Annotated in this window: 19 protein-coding genes and 3 pseudogenes; 6 read left to right on the top strand and 16 right to left on the bottom strand. The window is 69.2% G+C overall.

Annotated features, from left to right (window positions below; all coding sequences use genetic code 11):
* Positions 1-258: 258 nt before the first annotated feature.
* From IE206_RS38765 to IE206_RS38795, 7 genes are all read right to left on the bottom strand, one after another.
* On the bottom strand, positions 259-1,092 hold the full coding sequence (locus IE206_RS38765) for a helix-turn-helix domain-containing protein (protein WP_189970872.1): 834 nt from the start codon (positions 1,090-1,092) through the stop codon (positions 259-261).
* 664 nt (positions 1,093-1,756) lie between these two features.
* Positions 1,757-2,503, bottom strand: a complete 747-nt coding sequence (locus IE206_RS38770; protein ID WP_189970874.1) for an SDR family NAD(P)-dependent oxidoreductase — start codon at positions 2,501-2,503, stop codon at positions 1,757-1,759.
* An 84-nt stretch (positions 2,504-2,587) separates the two neighbouring features.
* Entirely contained in the window at positions 2,588-3,019 is a 432-nt protein-coding gene (locus tag IE206_RS38775) for an Rrf2 family transcriptional regulator (protein WP_189970877.1), read from the bottom strand.
* 131 nt (positions 3,020-3,150) lie between these two features.
* Positions 3,151-3,504, bottom strand: coding sequence for a hypothetical protein (locus IE206_RS38780; RefSeq protein WP_189970879.1), 354 nt, complete (start codon positions 3,502-3,504; stop codon positions 3,151-3,153).
* Between the two features lie 115 nt (positions 3,505-3,619).
* Complete coding sequence (locus IE206_RS38785) at positions 3,620-4,540, bottom strand: ribosome-inactivating family protein (protein ID WP_189970881.1); 921 nt, start codon at positions 4,538-4,540, stop codon at positions 3,620-3,622.
* 719 nt (positions 4,541-5,259) lie between these two features.
* The gene (locus IE206_RS38790) at positions 5,260-6,234 is read right to left on the bottom strand and encodes a GlxA family transcriptional regulator (RefSeq protein WP_189970883.1); all 975 of its coding nucleotides are present in this window, start codon (positions 6,232-6,234) and stop codon (positions 5,260-5,262) included.
* Between the two features lie 865 nt (positions 6,235-7,099).
* On the bottom strand, positions 7,100-7,648 hold the full coding sequence (locus IE206_RS38795) for a carbonic anhydrase (RefSeq protein WP_189970885.1): 549 nt from the start codon (positions 7,646-7,648) through the stop codon (positions 7,100-7,102).
* Between the two features lie 503 nt (positions 7,649-8,151).
* On the opposite strand from IE206_RS38795, the gene IE206_RS38800 reads away from it, so the two are divergent.
* A complete protein-coding gene (locus IE206_RS38800; protein ID WP_189970886.1) occupies positions 8,152-9,129 on the top strand; it encodes a helix-turn-helix transcriptional regulator in 978 nt (325 codons plus the stop codon).
* 488 nt (positions 9,130-9,617) lie between these two features.
* On the opposite strand, the gene IE206_RS38805 is transcribed toward IE206_RS38800, so the two are convergent.
* The 3 genes and pseudogenes from IE206_RS38805 to IE206_RS38815 form a co-directional block, all read right to left on the bottom strand.
* Complete coding sequence (locus tag IE206_RS38805; protein WP_189970888.1) at positions 9,618-10,124, bottom strand: VOC family protein; 507 nt, start codon at positions 10,122-10,124, stop codon at positions 9,618-9,620.
* Between the two features lie 291 nt (positions 10,125-10,415).
* Positions 10,416-11,632: pseudogene (locus tag IE206_RS42930) on the bottom strand (serine hydrolase domain-containing protein).
* A gap of 170 nt (positions 11,633-11,802) precedes the next feature.
* Positions 11,803-12,663, bottom strand: coding sequence for an NAD(P)H-binding protein (locus tag IE206_RS38815; protein WP_189970892.1), 861 nt, complete (start codon positions 12,661-12,663; stop codon positions 11,803-11,805).
* Between the two features lie 94 nt (positions 12,664-12,757).
* Here IE206_RS38815 and IE206_RS38820 point away from each other — a divergent pair, with 94 nt between their 5' ends.
* Positions 12,758-13,360 carry a TetR/AcrR family transcriptional regulator gene (locus tag IE206_RS38820; RefSeq protein ID WP_189970894.1) on the top strand — a complete coding sequence of 201 codons (603 nt, stop codon included), beginning with the start codon at positions 12,758-12,760 and terminating at the stop codon, positions 13,358-13,360.
* Positions 13,361-13,731: 371 nt separating this feature from the next.
* Here IE206_RS38820 and IE206_RS38825 read toward each other — a convergent pair whose 3' ends face one another.
* Positions 13,732-14,577, bottom strand: coding sequence for a helix-turn-helix transcriptional regulator (locus IE206_RS38825; RefSeq protein WP_189970896.1), 846 nt, complete (start codon positions 14,575-14,577; stop codon positions 13,732-13,734).
* 102 nt (positions 14,578-14,679) lie between these two features.
* Here IE206_RS38825 and IE206_RS38830 point away from each other — a divergent pair, with 102 nt between their 5' ends.
* The gene (locus IE206_RS38830; RefSeq protein ID WP_189970898.1) at positions 14,680-15,441 is read left to right on the top strand and encodes an SDR family NAD(P)-dependent oxidoreductase; all 762 of its coding nucleotides are present in this window, start codon (positions 14,680-14,682) and stop codon (positions 15,439-15,441) included.
* A 117-nt stretch (positions 15,442-15,558) separates the two neighbouring features.
* Here the strand turns inward: IE206_RS38830 and IE206_RS43320 are convergent, their stop codons facing one another.
* Positions 15,559-15,690 carry a hypothetical protein gene (locus tag IE206_RS43320; protein WP_264197631.1) on the bottom strand — a complete coding sequence of 44 codons (132 nt, stop codon included), beginning with the start codon at positions 15,688-15,690 and terminating at the stop codon, positions 15,559-15,561.
* Positions 15,691-16,112: 422 nt separating this feature from the next.
* Between IE206_RS43320 and IE206_RS43750 the strand changes: the two are divergent.
* Positions 16,113-16,379: pseudogene (locus tag IE206_RS43750) on the top strand (ISAzo13 family transposase); the annotation flags it as partial.
* Between the two features lie 186 nt (positions 16,380-16,565).
* On the top strand, positions 16,566-17,519 hold the full coding sequence (locus tag IE206_RS38835; protein WP_189970900.1) for a GNAT family N-acetyltransferase: 954 nt from the start codon (positions 16,566-16,568) through the stop codon (positions 17,517-17,519).
* A 269-nt stretch (positions 17,520-17,788) separates the two neighbouring features.
* On the opposite strand, the gene IE206_RS38840 is transcribed toward IE206_RS38835, so the two are convergent.
* The 3 genes from IE206_RS38840 to IE206_RS38850 form a co-directional block, all read right to left on the bottom strand.
* The gene (locus IE206_RS38840) at positions 17,789-18,808 is read right to left on the bottom strand and encodes a methyltransferase (RefSeq protein WP_189970902.1); all 1,020 of its coding nucleotides are present in this window, start codon (positions 18,806-18,808) and stop codon (positions 17,789-17,791) included.
* Positions 18,809-19,774: 966 nt separating this feature from the next.
* Positions 19,775-20,281 (bottom strand): DUF6624 domain-containing protein, encoded by a 507-nt coding sequence (locus tag IE206_RS38845; RefSeq protein ID WP_189970903.1) that lies wholly within the window; start codon positions 20,279-20,281, stop codon positions 19,775-19,777.
* Between the two features lie 263 nt (positions 20,282-20,544).
* Complete coding sequence (locus IE206_RS38850; protein ID WP_189970920.1) at positions 20,545-21,078, bottom strand: phosphotransferase; 534 nt, start codon at positions 21,076-21,078, stop codon at positions 20,545-20,547.
* Positions 21,079-21,087: 9 nt separating this feature from the next.
* Here IE206_RS38850 and IE206_RS38855 point away from each other — a divergent pair.
* Positions 21,088-22,858 (top strand): annotated as a pseudogene (locus tag IE206_RS38855) (helicase associated domain-containing protein); the annotation flags it as partial.
* Between the two features lie 79 nt (positions 22,859-22,937).
* On the opposite strand, the gene IE206_RS42935 reads toward IE206_RS38855, so the two are convergent.
* Positions 22,938-23,117: a helix-turn-helix domain-containing protein gene (locus IE206_RS42935; protein ID WP_229853349.1), complete on the bottom strand. Its 180-nt coding sequence runs from the start codon at positions 23,115-23,117 to the stop codon at positions 22,938-22,940.
* Positions 23,118-23,371 lie beyond the last annotated feature (254 nt).

Consider the following 23,371-nt stretch of genomic DNA (forward strand, 5'->3'; position numbering starts at 1 on the left):
CATTCACGTGGCATGCCGGTGAGGTGCAGTAATCGGACCGGCCCATTCCAGGGTCGACGGGAAGCCGTCGCCCCAGGACTGGCCGTGCCAGCCGCAGCTACCAGTCCTTAATCCTTTCTGTCGTTCACGGGCTGACGGGCTGGAACGACCCGGAAGGTTTTTTCCTCCGCGTCGTTGTGGTGCCATTGCATCGCCCGCAGGCGAGTGGCGGCCATCTATTCGGGTCAGCGGCGAATAGTTCAATCAGGAACAGTGGTTTCATTGGGGGTTGGCGTCGAGCAGTCCGGCTCCGAGTGGGGTGAGGGTGTGGCGGACGCTGCGTCCCTCGCGGGTGGTGGTCACGAGTCCGGCCGTCCGCAGGGCTGCGGCGTGCGCGGAGGCGGCTGGTGGTTTGATGCCCAGGCGTAGGGCGAGTTCGGCCGTGCCCAGACCGGCCCCGATGGCCCGCAGCGCCCGGGCCTTGACGGGTCCCAGCAGCGCGGTCAGACCGTCTCCGGGATCGGGCGGCACCTGGTGAGAGCCGACGGCGACAGGGTGGATCAGGGCCGGTGGGCGGCCGTCCTGGAGCAGGAAGCCAAGGCCCTCCTGAAGGAACAGGCTGGGACGGAGTTCGAGTCCGCGGCCGTCCAGCGGCACGGACCAGATGCCGTCGCCGTAGCTGGGCGGCTCGGTGTACTGGAGCACTCCCCTCTCACCCCAGGCGAGTTGAGGGTGGAGGGTATCGAGCATCACCCCCACGCCCTGCTCGGCCATGACACGGGCCCGCCGCTGGATGTCGGCCTGAATCAGGCGCTCCATGTCACGCCAGTCCGGGGCCAGGCATGCCCGGTGCAGTGCCCAGGCCGCCTCCGCCACCCGGCGCAGCCCCCGAGCGCCTTCGTCCCTCAATTCCTCAACGATCCTGGGCACTTGTGGCATGGCGTCGTATATCGCAAGGTCACTGCGTACCCTGTCATCACACACTGCGGCGATGTGATCCAGTTCGTCGCCGATTCGGCGGCGGTCCCCGGCGATGCCCGCGCCGAAGAAGTCCGGCATCTGCACGCTGCTCGCATTGACCAGCTCGATGAACGGCGCCGCCTTCCGCGGCACGTGCGCCCGTGCCCCCCGCCACCACCGCTCCCGTGTGCTTGACGCCCCCACATAGTGCCCCGGCCCGGCAGCAACAGCCCCCAGGAGCAAATGGTCCATGGGCGAACTGCTGAACCGGGTCCGCGCCACATCCTGGACACTGAAAACAAGCTCGATCACGTGCACTCCCCCCTCACACCCCAGACATGAAGGGACGAGCCTCCCGCACCCCCCCGCCCCAGCCACAGGCCCAGCCCGGTCACCTGGCATCGAGATCCGGCCGAAAGAAGACCCCGCACCAGGCCAGCGTCTGTACACGACCCGGACGCGGTCACGATCCGCACCGCCAGCCGCGGCCGCACCGCGACGGCGCAGGCAGCCGTCGCACCTTCGGGCCGCGGGGGTTCCACCGGCCTCTTGGGCGGAGGCGGGGACTCCGGCGGACAGTCCGGGCGATGCCCGTCCTCGGCATCCAGCGGCACTGCCACAACTGCCCCCCGCAAACGGGCATTCCAGGGCCCAAAGGGGGCCCGTGGTGCTCAGGGACTTGTCAGACCGTCCTCGGCCGCTCGAAGCCGCAGGAGCCCGCAGGGTATGTCGGGGGTGGAGGCGAGCCGCTGTGGCGCCGAATAGGTGTCAGTCAATCGCCCTCGATGCGGGATTGCACCGAGGGCGGTCTGTGTGACTAGAGCTGGGTGGCTCCGCCGTCGACGAACAGTTCCGCGCCGGTGGTGAAGGAGCTCTGGTCTCCGGCCAGGTAGAGGGCGGTCGCGGCGACCTCGTCGGGGTGGCCGGCCCGGCCCAGCGGAGTCGGCGCGGCGGGCTCGGCGGCCTGGCTGTCCTGGGGAAGTGCGGCCCGCAGTTCGTCGGCGCCAGGGGTTGTCACGGGGCCGGGGGTGAGGGCGTTGACCCGGATGCCGCGGCCGGCGAGTTCGGCGGCCCAGGTGCGGGCGAGGCTGCGGATCGCGGCCTTGGTGGCGGCGTAGATACCCAGGCCCGGGACACCGCGCAAGGCCGCGCTGGAGGAGAGCAGGATCACCGAGGAGCCGGCCGACAGCAGCGGAAGCGCCTTCTGGACGGTGAAGACCGTGCCCTTGAGGTTGATGGAGGTGGTGCGGTCGTACTCCTCCTCGGTGATCGTGCCGAGCGGGCCGAAGTCGCCGACGCCCGCGTTGGCCACGACGATGTCGAGACGGCCACCGCTTTCGGCGATCTCGGCGAAGAGCCGGTCGAGATCACCGAGTTGCGACACGTCGCTCCGGATGCCGATGGCGCGGCCGCCGATCTGTCCGACGGCGTTCTCCAGTTCGGCCTTGCGGCGGCCGGTGAGGTAGACGGTGGCCCCTTCGGCGGCGAACCGGCCGGCGATGGCCAGGCCGATGCCGGTGGAGGCCCCGGTCACGAGGGCGGTCTTGCTGTCCAGCTGTCCCATGACATTCTCCAAATGGTTGATGTAACTGTTGTTGTTACGATTCGGGCGGCAAAAGCCCCGCCCTACCGCGATCCGCGGCTGCAGCTAGGCGTCTCTCAGCACGTCGCGCAGCACGTCCCCCAGTGTGGTTCTCGCCAGTTCCGCGCGGAGAGCCGTCTCGACACCGTCGTAAGCGGCACCCAGCACCGGCGCTATGCCGCGGCCCACGATGCACTCGCGGTCGGGCGGGGCGGGGTGCAGGGCGAAGACAGGCCCCGGCTCCACCGCTTCGTAGACGTCGAGCAGGGTGATTGCCGACAGGTCCCGGGACAGCGTCCAGCCGGCACCGGCGCCCCTGCGCGAGTCGGCCAGCCCGGCCTTGCGCAACTGGGCGAGCAGACGCCGGATCACCACGGGGTTTGTGTTGACGCTCGTCGCTATCTGTTCGGAGGTTGCGACCTCATGGCCACGGCGCTGGTACAGCCCGATCCAGGTCAGGGCGTGCGCGGCGACGGTCAGCCTACTGTTGGCCCCCATGCCGTCCATCACCTCCTCTCTCATTGAAACAATAACAGTTACGACTGGCTTCGGCGAGCGCCCAGAGCCGGTTCCCGGGCGCCCCGCCGGTCCCCCTCACCTCCGGCCGGCCGTGGCACGGCCGCATTCGCTCAGGACTGCGTGTCCGCCTCCGTCATTGAGCGGACCGCGTCGGGGATGTTGTCCTCGTACAGGCCGAGCTTCGGCGCCAGCACCCGCGCTTCCTTGCCGAGCGGGAAGTTGAGGGTCTCGGCGTTGGGCATGTCGCTGTGGGCCAGGACGTTCAGCTCGGCCTCCTGGGGATTGACCTTGCCGCTCGGGTCGAGGTCGATGGCCGCGTAGGCGGTCTGCCCTGCGTGGAGCGCGTACGCGGGCGGGCCACCGGTGCCGCCGGGGACCAGGGGCTTGATGTCGTGGCTGTGATCGGCGGCGTTCGGGTCGCCGATGCTGACCAGCGGGTAGTAGGGATGTGGGTCAGAAGCCACGGTCGCCAGCTGATGGCGCCCAAAGCCGCTCGGGGCCACCGCCGAACTTGATGTGCAGTCACCGCGGCAGTGGTCCGCCGGGGAGGTTCCGGCGGACCACTGCCGTACCACGCGTTTACACCTGGGAGTCTCCTCCGGGGGCCCCCTGGAGCATCATGACTGCCGCGGCCAGGTCCGCGAGGGTGCGGAACGGACCGAATCGCCGATCGAACAGCCGTCCGACATTGTGCTCGGGCTGGTTGTGTCCGGCGATTTCCCGGTAGGCCCAGTCGGAGGCATGGCCCCAGTCGTTCTCGAGTTCCTGCAATTCGGCCGGAACGCCTCGACCGGTGTTGACGCCCTGCATGCCCCTGCCGATGTCTTCCGCCACGAGGCGGAAGCGTGCGGCCTCGGAGACGAACTGGATGAAGAAGAGGAGCGCCCCGGCGGTGTTCGCGTTGGGGTTCCCCGTCGTCAGCAGCGTGCTCGTCGAGCCCACCAGGTTGCCATGGGTCAGCGGGGTGTTATCCCGGCCACGCCCAGCGGCACGTTCGATGGCGGTGTAGGAGGCTGCGTACGGGAGCGTCCTGAAACGCCCCGTCGGCAGCAGACTGACGTCCGGCGAGTGAGCGTTCACGAACGCCTGCATCTCCGTTTCGAGCGGATAGTCGTTGAAGGCGAAGGTGTCACCGGCAGCGTTGGTGAAGCCGCGCAGGTACATGTTGTCGGGTGTGATCCACAACTGCAGCTGCTGCCCAGCGAATTCGATGTCGGCACGCAGCAGTGCGAGATTATTGGTCTGCGTCTGCTGGAGGCGAGGCGCGAGGGGGTGGCCGGCCGCGTTCTGCACCTCCCGGATGAAGTTGACGTAGCTCTGCGCCTGAAGACGGCCGGCCTGCGTCACCGTCATCCGCGCGTTCTTGATACGGCCGTTGGCCGTGTCGGCCCTGGCACGGCCGGGGCCGGCAAGGCCGGCTCCCAGCCCGAGCGCCAGGACGACCAGCACAGCCAGCAGCCGGGACAGTGCCCTGCCATCGACTCTCCGAAGGTTCAGCATGGGGAATCCTTGCCTTTCTGCGGTTAATGGATGCGTGCGCGTCAGCATGACGACGCACGCTGACGTCCTGGTCGCCGCGGGACCGCCGGACAGGCGCGCGGCCGGTCGTTCTGCCATAGGAGCGTTGCCGAGGCTGGTCAGTGCCCTGCCTCGGCGGCCTGGGCGGGGGCCGTGACGGTGGTCAGCGCGCCCGGTGGCGAGCGCCGCGACGGCCAACAGCCTCGCGGGGATGGGCCACCGCGATGCCTGCTTCCTGCGGGGCGTTCCGCGCCTGGGCGGTAGCTTCACAACAATTGCTCCTTATCGGGGAGTTCCGCTGAGCAACAGGTCCGGTGATGGCGCGTCCGCTGACGGGCAGGGTGCACAGCACGGGGACGTGGAGGATCGGGGGAAGGCAGGCTGGTCGGGCATGGCGACGTCAGTGCCGATCGGGTGCGGCTTGTGGACCAGTCGCCACGCTATGCACGCACGTTCGTACGGTGAATGATTGATGATCCGCACTCTTGCGCGAGAGTTCGGATATGGCCGATGACCAGCTGTCCGAGGCGCTGGACCTTCTGCACAGCGGATCACATTCCACTCAGGTCGAAGCCGTCTTCTGGTGCCCTGTCGGCGGGGGGCATTGGTGCCTTTCCGCCTGCTGTTCATGGTTGCAGTGCGGCGGGGGCACGATCGTGCGGATCTGGCCACCTGTCGTCAGAGTTGCGCCACCACCGCTGTCAGGCCGGGGGCCCGTGCGGGATACGGCGGTGGGCTCGGCGGTATTGGGTGGGTGTGGTGCCCAGTGCGCGCGACATGTGCAGGCGCAGGTTGCCCGCGGTGCCCAGCCCGCATCGTTCGGCGATGTGGTCAATGGGCAGGTCGGTCGTTTCCAGGAGGCGTTGCGCCTCCAGCAGGCGTTGGGAGGACAGCCAGCGCATCGGTGTCATGTGGGTGCGTTCGAGGAAGCGGCGGGAGAACGTGCGGGTGGGCATGCCCGCGTGTCGGGCCAGGCGGGCCAGCGACAGCGGCTGGTGCATCTTCCCGATGGCCCATTCGAGGGTTAGGGCCAGATGGTCGGTGCCGTCGTCGCGCGTGTCCTTGCGTGGGTCTTGGGGGTGGTCGCCGGGCCGGTGGGTGGCCGCGACCATGCGGCGGGCCACCGCGTCGGCGGCGCCTGCCCCGAAGTCCGAGCGGATCACGTGGAGGTAGAAGTCGACGCTGCCGGACTGGCCCGCGCCGGACAGGATGCCGCCGCCGTCGACGAACAGCACGTCCGGGTCGAGCCACACGCTCGGATAGCGCCGGCGGAACTCGGCGGCTACGCACCAGTGGGTGGTTGCCCTGCGCCCGTCGAGCAGACCGGCGGCGGCCAGCACGAACGCGCCCAGGAATACCGAAACCAGGCGTGTGCCACGGTCGTGGGCAGAGCGCAGCGCCTGGAGCACGGCGGCGTCCGGTTCCACCGGTGGGTCGAAACCGGGCACGATCACCGTGTCAGCCGTGGCCAGGGCATCAAGGCCCGCCGCTACGTCGATGGCAAAGCCCGTCGAGGTGGGCACCGGGCCCGGTCGCAGCCCGCACACGGTGAACGAGTAACGCGCAGCCTCGTCGCGGAACCCGAAGACCTGGGCGGCGGTCGCGAGATCGAAGGGCTCGATTCCTGGTAGGGCCAGCGCGACCACCGCGTGCGGGCGCTGATGGCGCCACGTCATGAGACCACCTGGTCCGACACCATCACGATCCCCTTCACAGACATGCACGTCCCGATATCGCACGGTTGCGGCACCGCCATGTTCCAGCGTGACGCACCCTGCAGCCGATGCAAGACCCCCACGGGGAGTCGGGCCGCGGTCTCGCACAGCGAGGGCCGCTGACGGTCCTGAGGCGGTCCGTGGTCGTCCAGGCCCTGACCGCCCCATTCGCCCTACGGGGTCTTGCAGTCGGGCGAGGTGGGGGTGACGCAGTACTCGTTGCCGCCGCTCTGGCCGTCCCGGACCCGGGCGAGAAACGGGGCGAGCTGCGAGGGCCGGGACCGGTTGAGCGAGTGGAAGGGCCGTTGACCATCCTCTCCACCCTTACGTTGCTACCCGCAGACCAGATCTCGCAGGCGCGCAATTCATCCTGGTCGCGAACCCGCATGCCAGACCTGAGAATTGCACGGACAAGCCCTTGTGTTCCCTGACTCACTGCAGCGAGATTCCCCGAACCCGTCGGGCTTTCCTGGTCGGCGACTTCAACGGTCGCTCAGCGGCGCCCCGCAAGGGCTCCACCAGGCAGTTCTACGACGCCGAGCCGTATCAGCATCAAGACCACGACAATCTCGAATACCAAGTGCTGGCCGGCACGATCGGAGGCGAGCAGCTGCCGACCGCCGTCAGGCCGAGGCACTGCTGCGCCGCGGCTTCATGCTCGCTCAGTGCAGCACACAGCCCCGGCCAACGGGAGCTCTCACGACGAGACTTCACCACGACGAATGAAGATCACCACCAGCGTCCCGAAGGTGTGCCAGGGCCGTTAAGTTGACACAGCCGATCCGTCACCCCTGGGGCCGCGACGCGCTGGCCGTTGCCGCGCCGCTCAGCCGGGGTGCGCGACGGTGGTGACTGTGCCGGTTTCCAGGTCGTACACGTATCCGCCGATCCTGACGTTCTCGATCCCTGGCCCGAGTTCCGGCGCGGAGCGCAGCTTGGCGACATCAGCCTGGACTGTCTTGGCCGGGTCCAGGACCGCCATCGCGGAGGACGTCTTGTCGTCCCAGCCGCCGCGGGCGACGTAGCCCGCGCGTAGTGCGTCGTCGTCGAGGAGCCGTGAGCCGCAGTCGGTGTGGTGGATCACGGCGATCTCGAACCAGTCGGCGTCGGGGGTCTTGTTCTCGTGCAGGTACACGATCCATGCGAGGTCCTTGATCACAGCCGGGGTCACCCGGCCGCCGATGTTCCGTGCGACGATCGCTTCTCCGAGCCGGGTGCCCAGCACGGCCGCGGGCTCGACCCGTGGGTCGACGCAGGTGATCAGGTACAGCTGTTTGAACGGGATGAACGGGATCGCCGGGACGTTGTCCTTGGCATCGGTGGCGGCAAAAGCCTTGTTGTGCGCCAGGTATGGGGCGAAGTTGGACGACGGCATGCGCGTTTTCCTTCACTTGGCGGGCAAGCGGTGGCCGGCCGATGCCGGTCGCGGGGTGGAGGTGGAAGATCTCGTCGGTGCCGCCGCGGACATAGGGCAGCGGGTTCCATTGGATGGCGCAGGCGTTGATGCCCCTGCCCTGGACGCAGAGGTAGCAGCCGGCGGCGCTGTCCTCGATCGCGGTGGCGTTGGGCCAGGTCCGCTCGGGGTGGACCAGGGTGAAGTCCTGGCTGCTGGCGGGCCGTTGGCTGTCCGGGGGGGGTGGCCGCCTGGGCGTCTGCGCCCGGCCAGAGGGCCAGTGTGGCCAACTGCAGGACCAGCGTGCTCAGCAGCGTCACACCGTGCTGGCCGCGCGTACGCCGGTGGCGTGGCCGGTCCTGTCGGTGCTGATGGGAATCGGGTAGTCCCTCGGGTGTCGTTTCCAGGTCATGCCATCACGCTATGCACGGACGCTATTACTGTGAATGATTGACGGTCCGTTTTTCTTGCGTGAGAGTACGGGCATGGTGGATGACCAGCTGTCGGAGGCGTTGGATCTTGTCGAGGTCCGCGGGGTGCTGTCCAGTGGTATCGCGGAGCGGGGCCCGTGGGTGGCGCGTGTGCCCGCCGCGTTCCCGTACACGTCGTCCGCCGCGTTCCCGCTGAAGTTCCTCGCGATGGTGCGCGGCCGGGCCCGGCTGTCCGCCGACGGCGTCGACGGGTCGGTCGAGCTCGAGCCGGGGGACGTCGCGATCCTCAACCGCCGGGAGTGGCTGGAGGTCGAGGGCGGCGTCGGCGACGGGCCACGCCGCGAGATCCTGCCCGAGGTGGGTTTGTCCTCCGCCCGCCTCATCGCCGCCGACAGCAGTGTGGACGACCTGCTCATCGGCGGCCGCGTCGAGCTCAACCCGGCTGGCGACGCACTGCTGTTGGAGGCGCTGCCGCCGCTGGCGCACATCCGGGCTGCGGCCTGTGCCGCGGGCACCCTGCGCGGCAGGTTGGACAGCCTGTTCGACGAGGTGACCCGGAACCGGATGGGATCCGCGTTCGCGATCCGGCAGCACGCGCAACTTCTGCTGCTGGAGGTGCTGCGCGCCTACATCGACCAGGCGGAGCTGCCCCCGGGCTGGCTGCGGGCGCTGACCGACCAGCGGCTGCGGCCGGCGCTGCGCCTCATGCACGCCGAGCCCGGAAGGCATTGGGGCCTTGAGGAACTGGCGCGGGAGGCGGCCATGTCGCGCACGACGTTCGCCGAACGCTTCCGCGCCGTCGCGGGCGTGCCGCCGCTTGCCTACCTCAGCCGCTGGCGGATGCTGCTGGCACGGCGGGCTCTGCGCGACCGCGACATCCCCATCCGGTCACTGGCCGCCGAGCTGGGCTACGCCTCGGAGAGCGCCTTCAGCAACGCGTTCAAACGCGAGGTTGGCGAGTCACCACTGCGCCACCGACACCGGGTCCGCGGCGAGTTGACCGCGGCCCCTGCCGAGCCGGCACAGGGTTGACCTCGCATTTCCCCATCCCGGTGTTCATGGCTGGCGGTGTCCCGGTCCCAGTGTCAGCATCGCGGCGCTGTCCCCTGCGCGCGCGAGGGCGTAGCCCCCTGATCGCGCTTCACCTGCTCGGCGGCGCCCGGCCGGACGGTGCCGTCGGCGGCCACCGTCGCGGCCGGATCGACCGCTCCCCCGGGCCGCTTCGGAACAGCCGAGGAAGCCGCGGCTGCGGCCCTGTTCATCATGGCCGACACGTACGTCACCGGTCAGGTCACCAGCCTCGACGGAGGCGAAACCTTCGCTTGACCGTGGCCCACTGGCGCTCTCGGGGCCCGTGCCGCGACTGGCACAGGCCCCGGGATGCGAACGAGGCACCCGCCGCCGCGCTGTCCGAAAGCCGCAGTGTCGAAGCTTCCGGTGGCCACGGGCCGACGTGTGCACGACGCCCGGCTCGATCACCTCAGTGGGCTTGCCCGCACGGGGAAGCCCACCTGTCGGGTTCAGCGTGGGAGGGCTGTGGAGACACCGATGCCGCCGAGGGTCTGGGCGCCGAATCGCTCGATCTCAGCGTCGATGTCGAGCGGTTCGCTGACTTCCGGGTGTATTCCGGGAAGCAGCTCGGCGGGCACGAGCCAGCAGACCTCGAACTCCAGCCCATCGGGGTCCTGGGCGTAGAGCGACTTGGTGGTGCCGTGGTCCATCTCGTTGACCTGCGCCCCGGCTTCGGTCAGCCGGTTCCTGACGTCCTTGAGCTCAAGCAGTGTCTCGACTTCCCAGGCCAGGTGAAAGAGCCCGACCGTGCGTACTCCGGCCTCGGACCTGGCGGCGTCCGCGCCGCGCTGGAACAGGCCGAGGTCGTGGTCGTTGGTGGAGCCCCCGGCCTGGAGGAACGCGGCACCGGGGAAGCGGAACACGACGCGGAAGCCGAGCACGCTCGTGTAGAAGTCGACGCTGCGTTCGAGATCGCGGATGTAGAGGGCGGCGTGGTTGAGGCGTTGAATGGCCATGGGCGTCTCCTTGATCATCATGTGGTGGAACGATGGAGAGAAGCGTGCGAGGCCCGAGGACGGGTGTCTCGCGGGTCGTCGGCTGGGCCGTCGCACGCCTGGCACAGGTGGATTGGCTCGCCGGTCGCGCTCGTGTGTGCTGCTGAAGCGTCGTAGCTTCGACCAGGCGCTGATGTAACCGTGGGCCGGTGATCCGCTTGCCATGTCGGTCAGATCCAGGGAGCCGGCGGGTGGCGAGCTCGCTCGCCACCCGCCGGACCGGCGGCAGATTCGGTGCTCAGCACGCGGGTCTCACCGCGCGTAGATGGCGGAATGCAACCTGTCCCGGAGCATCACCGTGCTCGGCGAAACCAGCTGGGTCATGGCGACGACCGTCAGCCGGTTGTGCGGGTCGATCCAGAACGTGGTGCTCGCGCGGCCACCCCAGCAGTACTCGCCGGGGAACGCCGGGATGCCGTTCGCCGGAGGGGTGAGGGCGACGGCACCACCCAGGCCGAATCCGAGCCCCTCGCCGGTGCCCCCGAGGCCGGACACCACCAGCTCGGGCAGCTCGGTGAGCTGTTCGGGCGCGAGTTGGCTGGTCATGATCTCGCGGGCGGAGTCTTCCGACAGAACGCGGCAACCATCGATCTCGCCGCCGCACCGCAGCATCTCGGCGAACTGGCTGTAGTCGTCGATGGTCGAGACGAGGCCGCCGCCGCCGGAGAAACCCGGCACGGTCGTCACCAGAGGGCTCTCGTGCCCGCTTTCCAGCAGTTCGACGCCGCCCCCGGCCCGTAGAGCGAGGCGAGGCGGTCGGCGTCGCCGGGCGGCACAGAGAACGCGGTGTCCTTCATCCCCAGCGGTTCGAAGAGCCTTTTCGCCATGAACTTGTCGAGGGGCTGCCCGGCCGCTCGCTCGACCACCATCCCGGCCACTTCGAACGCCATGCTGTAGTGCCATTTCTCGCCTGGCTGGGCCACGAGGGGCAATCGGGCCAGCGATTCCGCCAGCCCGTCGAGCCCGCCGAGCGCAGGGTCGAATCGCCAGCGTTCGTGTACCCCGATGCCCGGGTCGTCGGCGTACAGCGCCGCGACCGCGTGGCGGGGGTGAAACCAGTAGGAGAAGCCGGCAGTGTGCGTGAGGAGGTGCTGGATACGGGCCGGGTGAGCGGGCACGGACATGCCTCCGCCACTTCCGGGATGGACGCGCAGATCGGCGAGTTCCGGGACCCAGTCGCCCAGCGGGTCCTGCAGCCCGATGAGGCCCTCGTCGACAAGGGCCATCACCGCGGCGGCGGTGACGGGCTTCGTCATCGAGAACAGGCGGAAGATTGCGTCGCGGGTCATCGGACGAGCGCGGGCGACGTCGCGGAGGCCAGCCTCGTGATAGAGAACCTCGTCAGTGTCCTGGAGGACCAGAACACTGACACCGGGCAGGATTCCCGACGTGACGAGCCCGTCGGCCAGTTCGGCGACGGCGTGCGGGAGATCGTCGTTGATGTGCTTGGACAAGGACATGGTTGGCATCCTTCTCAGCAGAACGGGATCAGCAGCGACGACGGCCGGGAGCCACCAGCGTGCACCCCGTGGTCGCCCTGGTTGACGGTGTCGTCGTGGCCGAATCGCGCGTGCGCGACGATGCACGCCCGCTCAGGACCAGACGCGCCGGGATGCCGGTGTTTCAGCATTTCGGTGCCCTACTGCTGCCTGGCGAGGGCGGCCCTGATGGCCTCCGCTACCGGGGTGGTCGGCCGGCCGGCCAGGCGGGACAGGTCGCCGGTGGTGAGGGCGAGCTCCCCGGCGGCGATGGAGACGTCGATGCCGGCCATGACGTGCGGGAGCGGATCGGGCAGCCCGGCGCCGGACAGCACCGCCGCGTACTCCTCGCCGGTGACAGCACGGTAGGGAATGTGCCGCCCGGACTGCTTGCTGACCTCGGCGGCGAACTCGGCGAAGCTCCACGCGGTGTCGCCGGTCAGCTCGTAGACGGTGTCCTCGTGGCCCTCCCCGGCCAGGACGGCGGCGGCCGCTGCGGCGTAGTCGGCGCGTGATGCCGAGGCGACCCGGCCGTCGCCTGCGGCGCGGACCAGCGCGCCGCGCTCCAGCGCGGCCGGGATGTTCATCGTGACCATCTCGTGGTAGAGGCTGTTGCGCAGCAGGCTGTACGGGATCCCGGAGGCGAGGATGGCGTCCTCGGTGGCGCGGTGGTCGTCGGTGACCGGCCCGGACTGGCCGAGGGGGGCGCTGGTGTACGCGAACAGCGCGACGCCGGCTTTGACGGCGGCGCCGAGGACGGCCTTGTGCTGGGCGGTCCGGTCGAGGTGCATCTCGCTGCCCGAGATCAGCAGCACCCGGTCACCGGCCCTCAGCAGCCCGTCGAACGACTCCGGGGAGTTGTAGTCCGCGACGGCGACGGTGACTCCCCGGGCGACGAGGTCGCGGGCCTTGTCGGCATCGCGGGCCACCGCGGTGATCTCGGAGGCCGGGACGGTGGCAAGCAGATGGTCGATGACCAGGCGGCCGAGCTGGCCGCTGGCGCCGGTGACAATGACGCTCACACGGAAACTCCCAACTTGAGATACCATCAAGTTATCTGGACAGTGACGAACCTACCTTAATTTGATGGCGTGTCAAGATAATGGGGTTGGCTGCATGAGCAGCGGAGAGAGACGAGCCGGGGAACGGCCCCTGCGCGCGGACGCGCGCCGCAACATGGAAAAGGTGATGGAGGCCGCGGCGGAGGCTTTCGCCCGGGACGGGCTGGACGTTCCCCTGGAGGACATCGCCCGCAGCGCCGGCGTGCGCGCGGGCACCATCTACAACCGCTTCGGCGGCCGGGAGGGACTGCTCGACGCGGTGGTCGCGGACGTCGCGGCCGGCTGGCTGCGAGCGGTCATCGACCGCGCCACCGGGCAGAGCACGCCATGGGGCCGGTTCACCGCCTACGTGGCGGGGATGTGTGAGGAGCAGGCCGCGGACCCCGTCTTCAACGACGTCTTCTCCCGCCGCTACCCGGACGCGCCCGACCTGCGGGCGGTCTGCGACCGGTCACTGGCCTTCGGCGCCGAGCTCATCCGCGATGCCCAGGCCGACGGCGCGCTCCGCCCCGGTGTCAGCGCCGACGACCTCGCGCGCATCTTCTCGGTCAACGCCTACCTCGTCCGCGAGCGCCCGTCAGGAGACGACGGCTGGCGCCGCACCCTCCAGTTCACCCTCGACGGCCTTCGCGCCCAGCCGGACAGCACCTCAGAGTGACGCAGGACGCCCAACCTCGTCCCGGGGACCGGCGCCGATCTGCATGTCGCCAGAGTCTGGGTCGAGTCCGCCACCGAGATGAGCCCGGGAGAACAGGGCACCCTCAGGCTCGCCTCGCTTACGGCTTGGGGACCGATAGAGCGGCTTCGGATCGGTCGTGACGTGCCGAGGGCTGCGCGAGTTGGTGATGCGTGACGAATGCTTCGGTCCATGGGGTCTGGGTCCCGCCCTGGCGGCGGGACCAGGCCGTGGCGCGTTCCGTTTTCGGATCCGAACTTCAAACTGTCTGGACTGTTTCGCCGGTCGCTGTGGTTTGAGGGCTTCTGGCTGTTTCCTGCCGTATTCCGCTCCCATCTCTACCGTAACGGCACTCACTGATCCGTCAGTTGACGGGCGGTCCCCCACGCCGCGAGCAGCGGGAGGTTCCGTGCGGTGGGCGAGTCCGGTTCGACGGTGTAGACGATCAGCCGCTGTTCGGGGTCGTGCGGTTTCACGACCGACTCGATCCCGAACTCCAGCCGACCGGCCACCGGGTGCGCGATCTGCTTGCTTACCGACGTGCGGTCGGTGACGCCGTGGTCGTCCCACCAGCGTGCCACGTCCGGGTCGCCGGCACGCAACTCGGCGACCAGCGCGGCAAGGCGCCGGTCGCCGGGATGCCGGCCGGCCTCGTACCGCATCGCGCCGACGGCCGGCGCGGCGAAGTCGGCCCAGTTCACGATGCGGTCGCGGGCGTGTGGGTCGAGGAAGAGCCAGCGCAGGAAGGAGGAACCTGGCTCCATCGGCGCACCGAGAACGGCGGTGAGCAGCGTGTTGCGGGCCAGGACCACGCCGCGGCGGCCGAGCAGCAGACCCGGCACATCGAGGTTGTCCATCACCCGCAGCAGGCCGGGGTCCGCCCGCTGCGCCGCGCTGTCATCACGTGGGGCGCGCCGGACCGGGGCGGCGAGGTGGCGAAGGTGCTCGCGCTCTACGCCGTCGAGTCCGAGCGCCCGCGACAGCGCTTCCACGATGTCCTCGCTGATCGTCGGCTGCCGGCCCTGCTCGATACGGCTGTAGTGGTCCGGGCTGAGCCCCGCGAGCACGGCCAGCTCCTCGCGTCGCAGCCCGGGCACCCGCCGCGGCCCAGGGAACGGCTCAATCCCCGCTTGTGCCGGGGTCAGGCTGTCCCGCCGCGAACGCAGGAAGGCCCCGAGGGCCGCACGGTCGGCTGCCATGCCCACCAGCATAGGCAGCGGCGCGATCGCCTGCCTGGTCATGCCGTGACCAGGCAACGCTCGCACTGGCACCCCGCCCGGAACCGGTGTTGCCTGGCGGGCATGACCCAGACACTCACCGGCCGCACGGCCCTCGTCACCGGATCGACCAGCGGCATCGGCGCCGCCACCGCGCACCGTCTCGCCGCCGAAGGCGCGCGGGTCGTCGTCACCGGCCGCGACACCGCTCGCGGCGAGAGCGTGGTGAAGGACATCCGCGACAGCGGCGGCGACGCCTTGTTCATCGCCTCCGACCTCACCGCCCCTGCGGACGCCCTGCGCGCGTTCGCCCGGGAAACCACCGACGCCGCGGGCGGCATCATCGACCTGCTGGTGCACAACGCCGCGGTGTGCCCGGCCGTGGACACACTCGCCCTGTCCGACGCGGACCTTGAGCGCACGCTCGCGGTCAACATCCGCGCCCCGCACGTCCTCACCGCCGCGCTGGCACCCGCGATGACAGAGCAAGGCCGCGGCACGATCGTCGTGGTGGGCTCGTGGATGGCGGAAGTCGGGCACGCCTACGTCGGCCTCTACTCCGCGTCGAAAGCCGCCGAAGCACAGCTCGCCCGGAGCTGGGCGGCCGAGTTCGGGCCACGCGGCGTCCGCGTCAACACCGTCGCGCCCGGCGCCACCCGGACGCCGATCAACGACGATTCATCCGACGTCATCCGCCGCATGACCGAAAACCTGCCCGCCGGGCGCGCGGGCACGCCGGACGAGATCGCGGCCGCGGTCGCGTGGCTGGCCTCGGACCAGGCGGCGTACGTGCACGGCGCCACGATCGCGGTCGACGGCGGTATCACCGCTACCCGCGCGAGCTGACGAACCCGCCGACTCCGCCGCTCTCCAGGCAGGCGAACTCCCACCAATAATTGCGACCGGAGCAGGGAGGCGGGGCTCGCCGGTTGCCCACGCCCCCGCTTGTGGTCGCTGTCCGAGTCAGGACTTCGAGGCCGGGTCGTCGGCGAGGCCGAGGAGGTCTCGGCCCACGCGGATCACGGTGTCGCGCACCCGCTGCGGATCGTCCAGTCCGGCGCCGGAGAGTCCGCCGTCGTGCAGGAGCACCATCACGTGGCCCGCGTAGTCGGGGTCGGGGTGTGCCCTGCCGCAGCGGCCAACTGGGTCACGGTCTCCTGGAACCAGCCCGGTGCTCGGCGACCGCGATCCGGCAAGCAGCTTGAGGACATGATCGAAAACCGCCGCAGCCAGGCTCTGCCGTGTCTCAGTAGCCTCACCTGGCCGTCACCGGACGCGGCGGCCTGCCTGCGACATCTGACCGAGTCGGCCACCCAGCAGGTTCGCTGACCGTCCCACGCACCTTTGAGTTTCGCGGTTTTCGCAGACCGGAGATGAGGCCGTAAACCACTACTACAGCCGGAGATCTTGTGACAGGTCTCCGGCTCTGTGCGGGCCTGTAACGAATCAACACGATGCTTCGCGGCCTCCTTCTCTAAGGTACGCGCACACCGAGCGAAGTTCATGACCAACTCGCCGTGAAATGCGGTGTGTTGTCTCCTCATCTCAACGAGCGCCAGCAGCAGCGGGCGCTGGCGGGCGGGCCCGACTGCGGGGGCACAGCGGGGCCGGGCCGTCGCGCGCGCCGCGGGGGGAGAGAGAAAGACGACGGTGCGAAAGGGGGTCTTCGAGTTGAAGGCGGTGAGGACCCGCTGCCCACAAGGCGGACGCATGGAGGCCGGCAGGCGCGTGAGTACGTGGGTGAACGCGTCGCACCACTTGCCTCCTTGGCCGCCGCTCTGCCCCGACCAAGTTGGGCATTGACACACTGGATGCGATGACCCGTCTGTTCACCACCGGCCCGCGGCTGCCGCCCGCACCCCACCCCGGACGTCGCCGGCACGCAACGAACGAAAGCGCGCGGGGTCTCAGCTCGGGAATCCCGCCGCTGCCTTGTCCAGACACCACAGACCATGGTCGAAGGGGAACACATGACGTCGACGAAGCAGCCAGCAACCGATGTGACGATCCGCCCGCTCCAGGAGCGCGACCTCGATGTCGCCGACCAGGTGATGCGGATGGCGTTCGGCACGTTTCTAAAAGCCCCGGATCCGATGCTCGTCTTCGGTGACGCGGATCTGGTCCGTCCACGGTTCGCGGCTGCGCCGAACTGGGCGTTCGCCGCCGAGCGCGAGGGAGAAATTGTCGGCTCGAACTTCGCGACCCGCTGGGGCAGCTTCGGCTTCTTCGGCCCCCTGACAGTGCGTCACGACCTGTGGGGCCGGGGCATCGCGAGCCGGCTGATGGAGCCGGTCGTCGAACTGATCGACAGCTGGCAGGTTCGCCAGGCGGGCTTGTTCACGTTCCCGCAGAGCGCCAAGCACATCCGGCTCTACCAGAAGTTCGGTTTCTGGCCGCGACAGCTTACTGCTGTGATGGAAAAGGGCGTCTCGCCGTCGGCCCCTCCGCGCCAGTTCACGACCTACTCGGAGACCGCCGACCCGCAACGCCCTGGGCTGTTGAGTGCCTGTCGTGACGTCACTCACGCGGTCTTCGATGGTCTCGATGTCGAGCACGAAATCCGCGCCACGCATGATCAATCCCTGGGCGACACCGTCTTGCTGGACGACGGGTCCGGGTTCGCGGTGTGCCATTGCGACACCGGTGAGGCGGGTACCGGCACCTGCTTCGTGAAGTTCGGTGCGGTCCGGCCCGGCAGCGACGCCGCAGAGCGGTTCGAGCGACTGCTGGATGCGTGCGAGCGACTGGCGGCGGATCGGGGCCTGCGGCGTATGGTCGCGGGCGTGAATGTCGCCCGCCACGACGCGTACCGCAGGATGCTGGAGCGGGAATACAGGACATTCCTCCAAGGCGTGGTCATGCTCAATCCCAACGAGGACGGCTACTGTCGTGCCGACGCCTACGTCATCGACGACCTTCGGTGATCACTGCACAGTCGTCCCAAGACCGTTGATCAGGGGATGACGAGGCGGGCAACATCATTGCGTCAGCTGGTGACGCTGCACGTCAAAGGGGCCTGAAGGGGCGAACGGGGAATCCGTCACCACCTCCTGACATCATGTCCGAGTAGGAACGGAGCGGAGAACCGGCGTAGCTGTCAAACTCTTGACGCCCGATGCTTGGTGCAGTCGCCGGAGTTGCCACACGCGAGCTGACGCTTCTGTTGCTGCGCCATCCCGGTCGCCGCAGCAGCTCAGCCGATCCGGGTCGCTTCGATCACACACATGGGGCCTGCCGTCGGGCGGATCCGGTCCAGGCGGAAGCCATTGGCGGCCAGGAGTTCGCGCCAGGCGGCGCTGGAGCGTTCGCGACCGGTGAGCATGCCCAGCATGGTGAGGTCGAGGAGGCGGGCGATCTGGGGGGCGTCCCCCCGGTCCAGGACGGTCTCCACCAGCACCAGCCGGGCGTCCGGCACGGAGGCGGCCTGGTGGATCCGTTCGAGGATGCGCCCGGCCTCCTCGTCGGACCAGTCATGGAGGATGAAGCCGAGCAGATAGCAGTCGCCCCGCGGGACCTCGGTGAAGAAGTCGCCGCCGGCCGTCGTGATCCGGTCGTCGACCTGGTGGGCGCGGAGCACCTCGGGGGCGGCCTCGACCACATGGGGCAGGTCGAAGACGACACCGTGCAGTTCCGGATAGCGGCCCGCGAGGGTGACCAGCACGGTCCCATCCGCGCCGCCGATGTCGACCACGGTGTGAGCACCGTCCAACTCGATCGCGTTCACCGCGTCCTGACGGATCGCCTTGACGAAGTCGGTCATCGCGGCGCTGAACGTCTCCACCCGGTCCGGCTCCTGGCCCAACCAGTCGAAGAACGGCATCCCCAGGGCGAGATCGGCCGCCGGCCGACCGGTCTCGGCGGTCTGCCACAGGTGACCGAACGGCCGGTAGTGGGTCTCCATCCAGGTGAGCGCGACGTTGCGGACGGACTCCGCCACCCCCGAGGCCAAAGTGCGGCCCAGCCTGCCGAGCCGGACTTCTTCGGTCTCTGCGTCGTAGTCGAAGACGTCCTCGACACCGAGCACCTGGATGATCCGGGCCAGCGGCTCAGCCTGCAGACCGGAGGCCTCCGCAAGCTCGTTCAACGGCCGCGGCCCTTCGAGCAGTCGGTCCGCGATCCGAGCCCGGGCTGCGACGTAGAGCGCCTGCGAGATCTGGAATCCGCCGAGCAGACGGAGCATGGCCAGGGCGGGCGCAGGGTTCGTGGGTGCCAAGCCGGCAAGCCCGATCTCCATCGTCGTCCTTTCATCGATCCGGTGAGGCCGGACACCTCCGATCGGATTCCCGACGAATCCCACCGACTACCCAACGCGACGGCAGGGGAGGCGACACGGCTGTTGTCCTTCCTCGCGGGGCACCGGCAGACCTTGAGGCAGACCCCTCGACCAACCTGGAAGCCGCGTCGCGGGGGCGGGGCGGCTTCGGATGCTGACCCGGAGGAGAACGAGCCGCTGCTGTCGGCCGTTGTCCTCGCCCGCTGGCCGTCGCGAGCAGGCCGAGGCCGAGATCCGCCGCCTGATCGCGTACGGAAGGGCGTTCACCCGCCCCGCCCCGCCGACCTGGCCGCCGCCTCCGGCATGTCCGTCTCCGGAATCCGCACCGCCTATGACCACCAGGACGTGGCAGACGTCGAGCAGGACGCTGGCCGCAAGCCACGCGAGTGACAGGCGATCTCTCCGGACAATTCGCCCAGGGACGGGAGCGCGGAACGACCACGCCTGAGACGTTACCGCCGCCCCTATGCCTGTTCCGAGCCGTGGGCGGAGCCGGTCACTGTCATCCGGGGGCAGCGGCTCGCCGCCCGCCCGGCCGTGAGCCTCGGACGGGCCGCCCCGCTCTTCCGCGCCCACTGCACCACCCGCGGCGCCGAGTTGCCCGGGGCCGCGGCGAACTGGTTCCCGGCCAGCGCCGGGCGGTCTCCTGACGGGCTGTTGGTGGGCGGCCGCGTCGCGTAGCACACACACCGCTCCGTGCAACTGCCCTTCCTCCGGCGGCAGGGCAGCGTGCCGGGGTTCATCGCCGGCCCTGCAGCCTGAGCACCCGTACGCCACACAGGCCCGCCGGGAGCTGCCCTGACGGATCGCTACGCGTCGAACAAGGCCTGCACGCAGGGAAGTTGACGTCGCAGGGCCCGCCTGCCGTGGGGCAATGATCCACGGGACGCGACTGGGGACTGGGTGTCAGGTCATCGCGAACTTGGCAACGTACTCGTCGAAGGGCTCGATGCCGACTTCCGCACGGAGTTCGTCCATGCGCTCGGGCTCTTCACAGGGCCACGGGACCGGCGCCCCGTCCTTCACGCCGGCGATCTGAGTTCCGCAGACCTGCTTGCGGCCCTCATTGACCAGCGTGCGGTCGCGCAGGAAGGCCAGTTCGCGCGGGCTGGCCGAGCGTGCCGACATCGCCTGCTGCATCAGCTGGAGTGCGCGACGCTGAACGTCGAGCTGCCGGTCGGCGTGCTGGGCGATGAGCCATGCCGCGCGTGCGGCCTCCTCGCCGACCAGTTCCGCCGTCGGCCAGCCGTACTCGTCCATGATCTCGTTGAGCCGGTCACCGTGCCGGGCGGTCAGTCGCCGCCAGGCCAGTTGCTCGGCGGGGTCGTCGCTGTTCGCGCGGACTGCCAACTGGTGATCGGCCGCAGCCATATCCGTGAGTTCCGCTGTCAGTGCGGCAACGTCGTGCGCCACTCTCAACTCCCAGGTCAGATCCCTGCTGTGTGTCCGCCCGCAAGCCTAGAGGTGCAAATCGGGTGTAAAGATCATTCCGGAGAACGGTGACAGGCGCCTCGCCGCACCGGGATAATGGATCTACCCCCGGAGCCAGAGCCGGATCGCTGCGACGGAATGCAACTGGCCGCCGACGGGGACCGTGGGGCGGGGAGCTGCTGGCCGTACACGGGAAGCGATCCTTGGCCACTGTCAGCATTTGTGGCAGTGAGGCCTGATCAGCCTCACATCCGGGATCTGAGCACGTCGACCTCACAGCCCGGGGCGAAGGGGTCGAAGCCGTGCTCGATCAGCCAGCGAACCACCAGCAGGCTTCGCAACGACCACCACGCATGGATCACGTCGAGGTCGGTGCCGTAGCCGGCGATGACGTCTTCGAGGTGCTCTTGGTGTCCGAGTGTGAAGGTGGCGAGGTCGTACAGGGCATCGCCCTGGCCCGCCTCGGACCAGTCGATGATGCCCGTGACCTCTTCACCGTCGACGAAGACGTGCGCGATCTGCAGGTCGCCGTGCGTGAACGCCGGAGTCCACGGCCGGAGTGCCGCCTCGGCGACCTGGCGGTTGCGGGTGACCAGTTCCGCGGGCAGGACGCCGTTCGTCACCAGCCCTTCGCACTCGGCGTCGAGTTCGGCCGCCAGCGACATCGCCTCGACCTCGGCATCGATGCGCGCCTGATCGGCGTCCACCTTCAGGAACACATCGCCGACGCGCAGGGTCACGCGCTCGGAATGGGCGACGACGACTTTGACCTCATCCACGGGCGCCCAGTCCTGGAGCACGCGGCCGCCTACAACCTCAAGACGGTGATGACGTTCCACCACCGGGTCGAGGAGGCCAAGGCGTTCGCGGCCAAGCTGCCCTAGACCGCAGCACAGCTGTACGACACCGAGGTCACCGCCGAAGCCCTGGCCCGGGCGGACCGGTTGCCCACCTCGCCGATCGACGCCGAGTTCTATGAACTGGAAACCGGCCGGCACGTCCCGCCCTGCCGGGTCTGGTCCGGCTGGCTGTGCGGCGACCACCTCGTCACCGAACGCCGCGAGACCCTGCGCCAGTTCGCCGACGGCACCGATGCCGGCCATCGCCGTGTGCACCGCGCCTTCCTCGCCTCCGTCCGCGTCCTGGGCGAAGGCGTCGACATCGTGGGCGAGCGCGGCGTGGAGGCGATCTGCTTCGCCGACACCCGCGGCTCCCAGGTCGAAATCGTCCAGAACATCGGCCGTGCGCTGCGCCCCGACCCCGACGGCACCGTCAAGGTCGCGCGCGTCATCGTGCCCGTCTTCCTTGGGCCCGGTGAGAACCCCAACGACATGATCGCCTCGGCGAGTTACGCGCCGCTGGTCGCCGTCCTCCAAGGCCTGCGCGCCCACGACGAGCCTCGTCGAGCAGCTCGCCTCCCGCGCCCTGACCCGCCGCGGACACGCGCGGAAGGAGCACGTGCAGCGCGATGCGGACGGCCGGATCATCGAGGCCGGCGACGACGGAGACGGCGGGCGGGAGCACGAGGGTGAGGATGGCGAAGAGCCGGCGCTGCTGCGCTTCTCCACCCCTCGCGATGCTGCGACGATCGCCGCTTTCCTGCGCACCCGGGTCTACCAGCCTCAGTCCCAGGTCTGGCTCGAAGGGTTCCAGGCCCTGCGCCGCTGGCGCGCCGAACACCACATCACCGGCCTGTATGCCGTCCCCTACGACACGCAGACCCGGGTCGGCCTCACCACCGCCTATCCGCTCGGCCGCTGGGTCCAGGAACAGCGCAGAGCCCTGCGCAGCGGCCGGCTCGACGACCACCGCAAACAACAGCTCGACGCCGAGGGCATGGTGTGGGAGCCGGGCGACGAAGCCTGGGAAACCAAACTCGCCCTGCTGCGTTCCTACCGGCGGGCCTTCGGGCACCTGGCACCCCGGCAGGACGCCGTGTGGGACCAGGACGGCGAACAGCTGGCGATCGGGCAGCTGATGGCGAACCTGCGCCGCACAGACGGCCTCGGCAAAAACCAGGACTCCGCAACGACCCGAGCCGCACAGCTGACCGCGATCGACGAGGACTGGAACTGTCCGTGGCCTCTGGACTGGCAACGCCACCACCGGATCCTGCGCGACCTCGCCCAGGCCGACGGCGCCCTGCCCGACATCGCCCCCGGCGTCACCTTCGACGGCGACGACCTCGGCCGCTGGCTGACCCAGCAGCAGCGCGACTGGCACAAACTCTCCGCCGCACAGCAAAAGCGGCTCTCGCAGCTCGGCATCACTCCCGCCCCACAGCCCCCAGCCGCCCCGGCAGGCCTAGAAGCCCGGGGAGTGAGCAAGGCGCAGCAGGCCTTTCAGCGCGGCCTGGCCGCACTGATGCAATGGATCGAACGCGAGGGCGGGCGGCCCGTGCCGCGCGGCCACGCCGAAGAAATCACGGTCGAGGGCCAGACAGACACGGTGGTGGTGAAGCTGGGCGTGTGGATCACCAACACCAAGAGCCGGCGCGACAAGCTCGCCCCCGAACAACGAGCGCAGCTCGCCGAACTCGGCATCGAATGGGCCCGTTGAAGGCCCCCACGCCCCAGGCCCGAAGCCAGGAGGACGGCGCTCAGGCTGCTGATCGTGGATCGAAAGCCGGGCAGACCAGTTAGGAGATTTCCTCCCCGACGTAAGATCCACGCAAGTATTCGTGCACTGCTTGCTCGGGCACCCGGAACGAGCGCCCAACCCTAATTGCGGGAAGGTGCCCGCTGTGCACAATTCGGTAGACCGTCATCTTGGACACCTGCATGACGGATGCCACTTCAGCCACCGTCAGGAACTTCACCTCGCTAAGCGGTCGGCTGGTCGGGCTGGGGCGGACTTCTTGCGGGGCGGGTGCGGGCGTTGGCCGGGGCGGTCGTACCGCTTCTGCTTGCGCAGCGGACTTCGCTTCTCGCTCCGCAGCGGCAGCGACCGCCGGCGGCACGTCCGCAGTGCCGGCCATCCAGTCAAGGAGCTCTTGCTTGCGCCGGGCCAGGCTAGCTCTGTCGACCGGGACGACGGCTTCGACTTGGTGAATCATGTTGGAGATCACCGTGT

Source organism: Streptomyces violascens, from assembly GCF_014649955.1.
GTDB classification, from domain to species: domain Bacteria; phylum Actinomycetota; class Actinomycetes; order Streptomycetales; family Streptomycetaceae; genus Streptomyces; species Streptomyces violascens.

What these genes read in the sequence shown, in the direction of transcription:
- IE206_RS38835 (WP_189970900.1), top strand. Translation starts at nt 16,566, where the DNA reads ATGACGTCGACGAAGCAGCCAGCAACCGATGTGACGATCCGCCCGCTC.
- IE206_RS38820 (WP_189970894.1), top strand. Translation starts at nt 12,758, where the DNA reads ATGAGCAGCGGAGAGAGACGAGCCGGGGAACGGCCCCTGCGCGCGGAC.
- IE206_RS38775 (WP_189970877.1), bottom strand. Translation starts at nt 3,019, where the DNA reads ATGGGGGCCAACAGTAGGCTGACCGTCGCCGCGCACGCCCTGACCTGG.
- IE206_RS38800 (WP_189970886.1), top strand. Translation starts at nt 8,152, where the DNA reads ATGGTGGATGACCAGCTGTCGGAGGCGTTGGATCTTGTCGAGGTCCGC.
- IE206_RS38825 (WP_189970896.1), bottom strand. Translation starts at nt 14,577, where the DNA reads ATGGCAGCCGACCGTGCGGCCCTCGGGGCCTTCCTGCGTTCGCGGCGG.
- IE206_RS38790 (WP_189970883.1), bottom strand. Translation starts at nt 6,234, where the DNA reads ATGACGTGGCGCCATCAGCGCCCGCACGCGGTGGTCGCGCTGGCCCTA.
- IE206_RS38785 (WP_189970881.1), bottom strand. Translation starts at nt 4,540, where the DNA reads ATGCTGAACCTTCGGAGAGTCGATGGCAGGGCACTGTCCCGGCTGCTG.
- IE206_RS38770 (WP_189970874.1), bottom strand. Translation starts at nt 2,503, where the DNA reads ATGGGACAGCTGGACAGCAAGACCGCCCTCGTGACCGGGGCCTCCACC.
- IE206_RS38795 (WP_189970885.1), bottom strand. Translation starts at nt 7,648, where the DNA reads ATGCCGTCGTCCAACTTCGCCCCATACCTGGCGCACAACAAGGCTTTT.
- IE206_RS38805 (WP_189970888.1), bottom strand. Translation starts at nt 10,124, where the DNA reads ATGGCCATTCAACGCCTCAACCACGCCGCCCTCTACATCCGCGATCTC.
- IE206_RS38830 (WP_189970898.1), top strand. Translation starts at nt 14,680, where the DNA reads ATGACCCAGACACTCACCGGCCGCACGGCCCTCGTCACCGGATCGACC.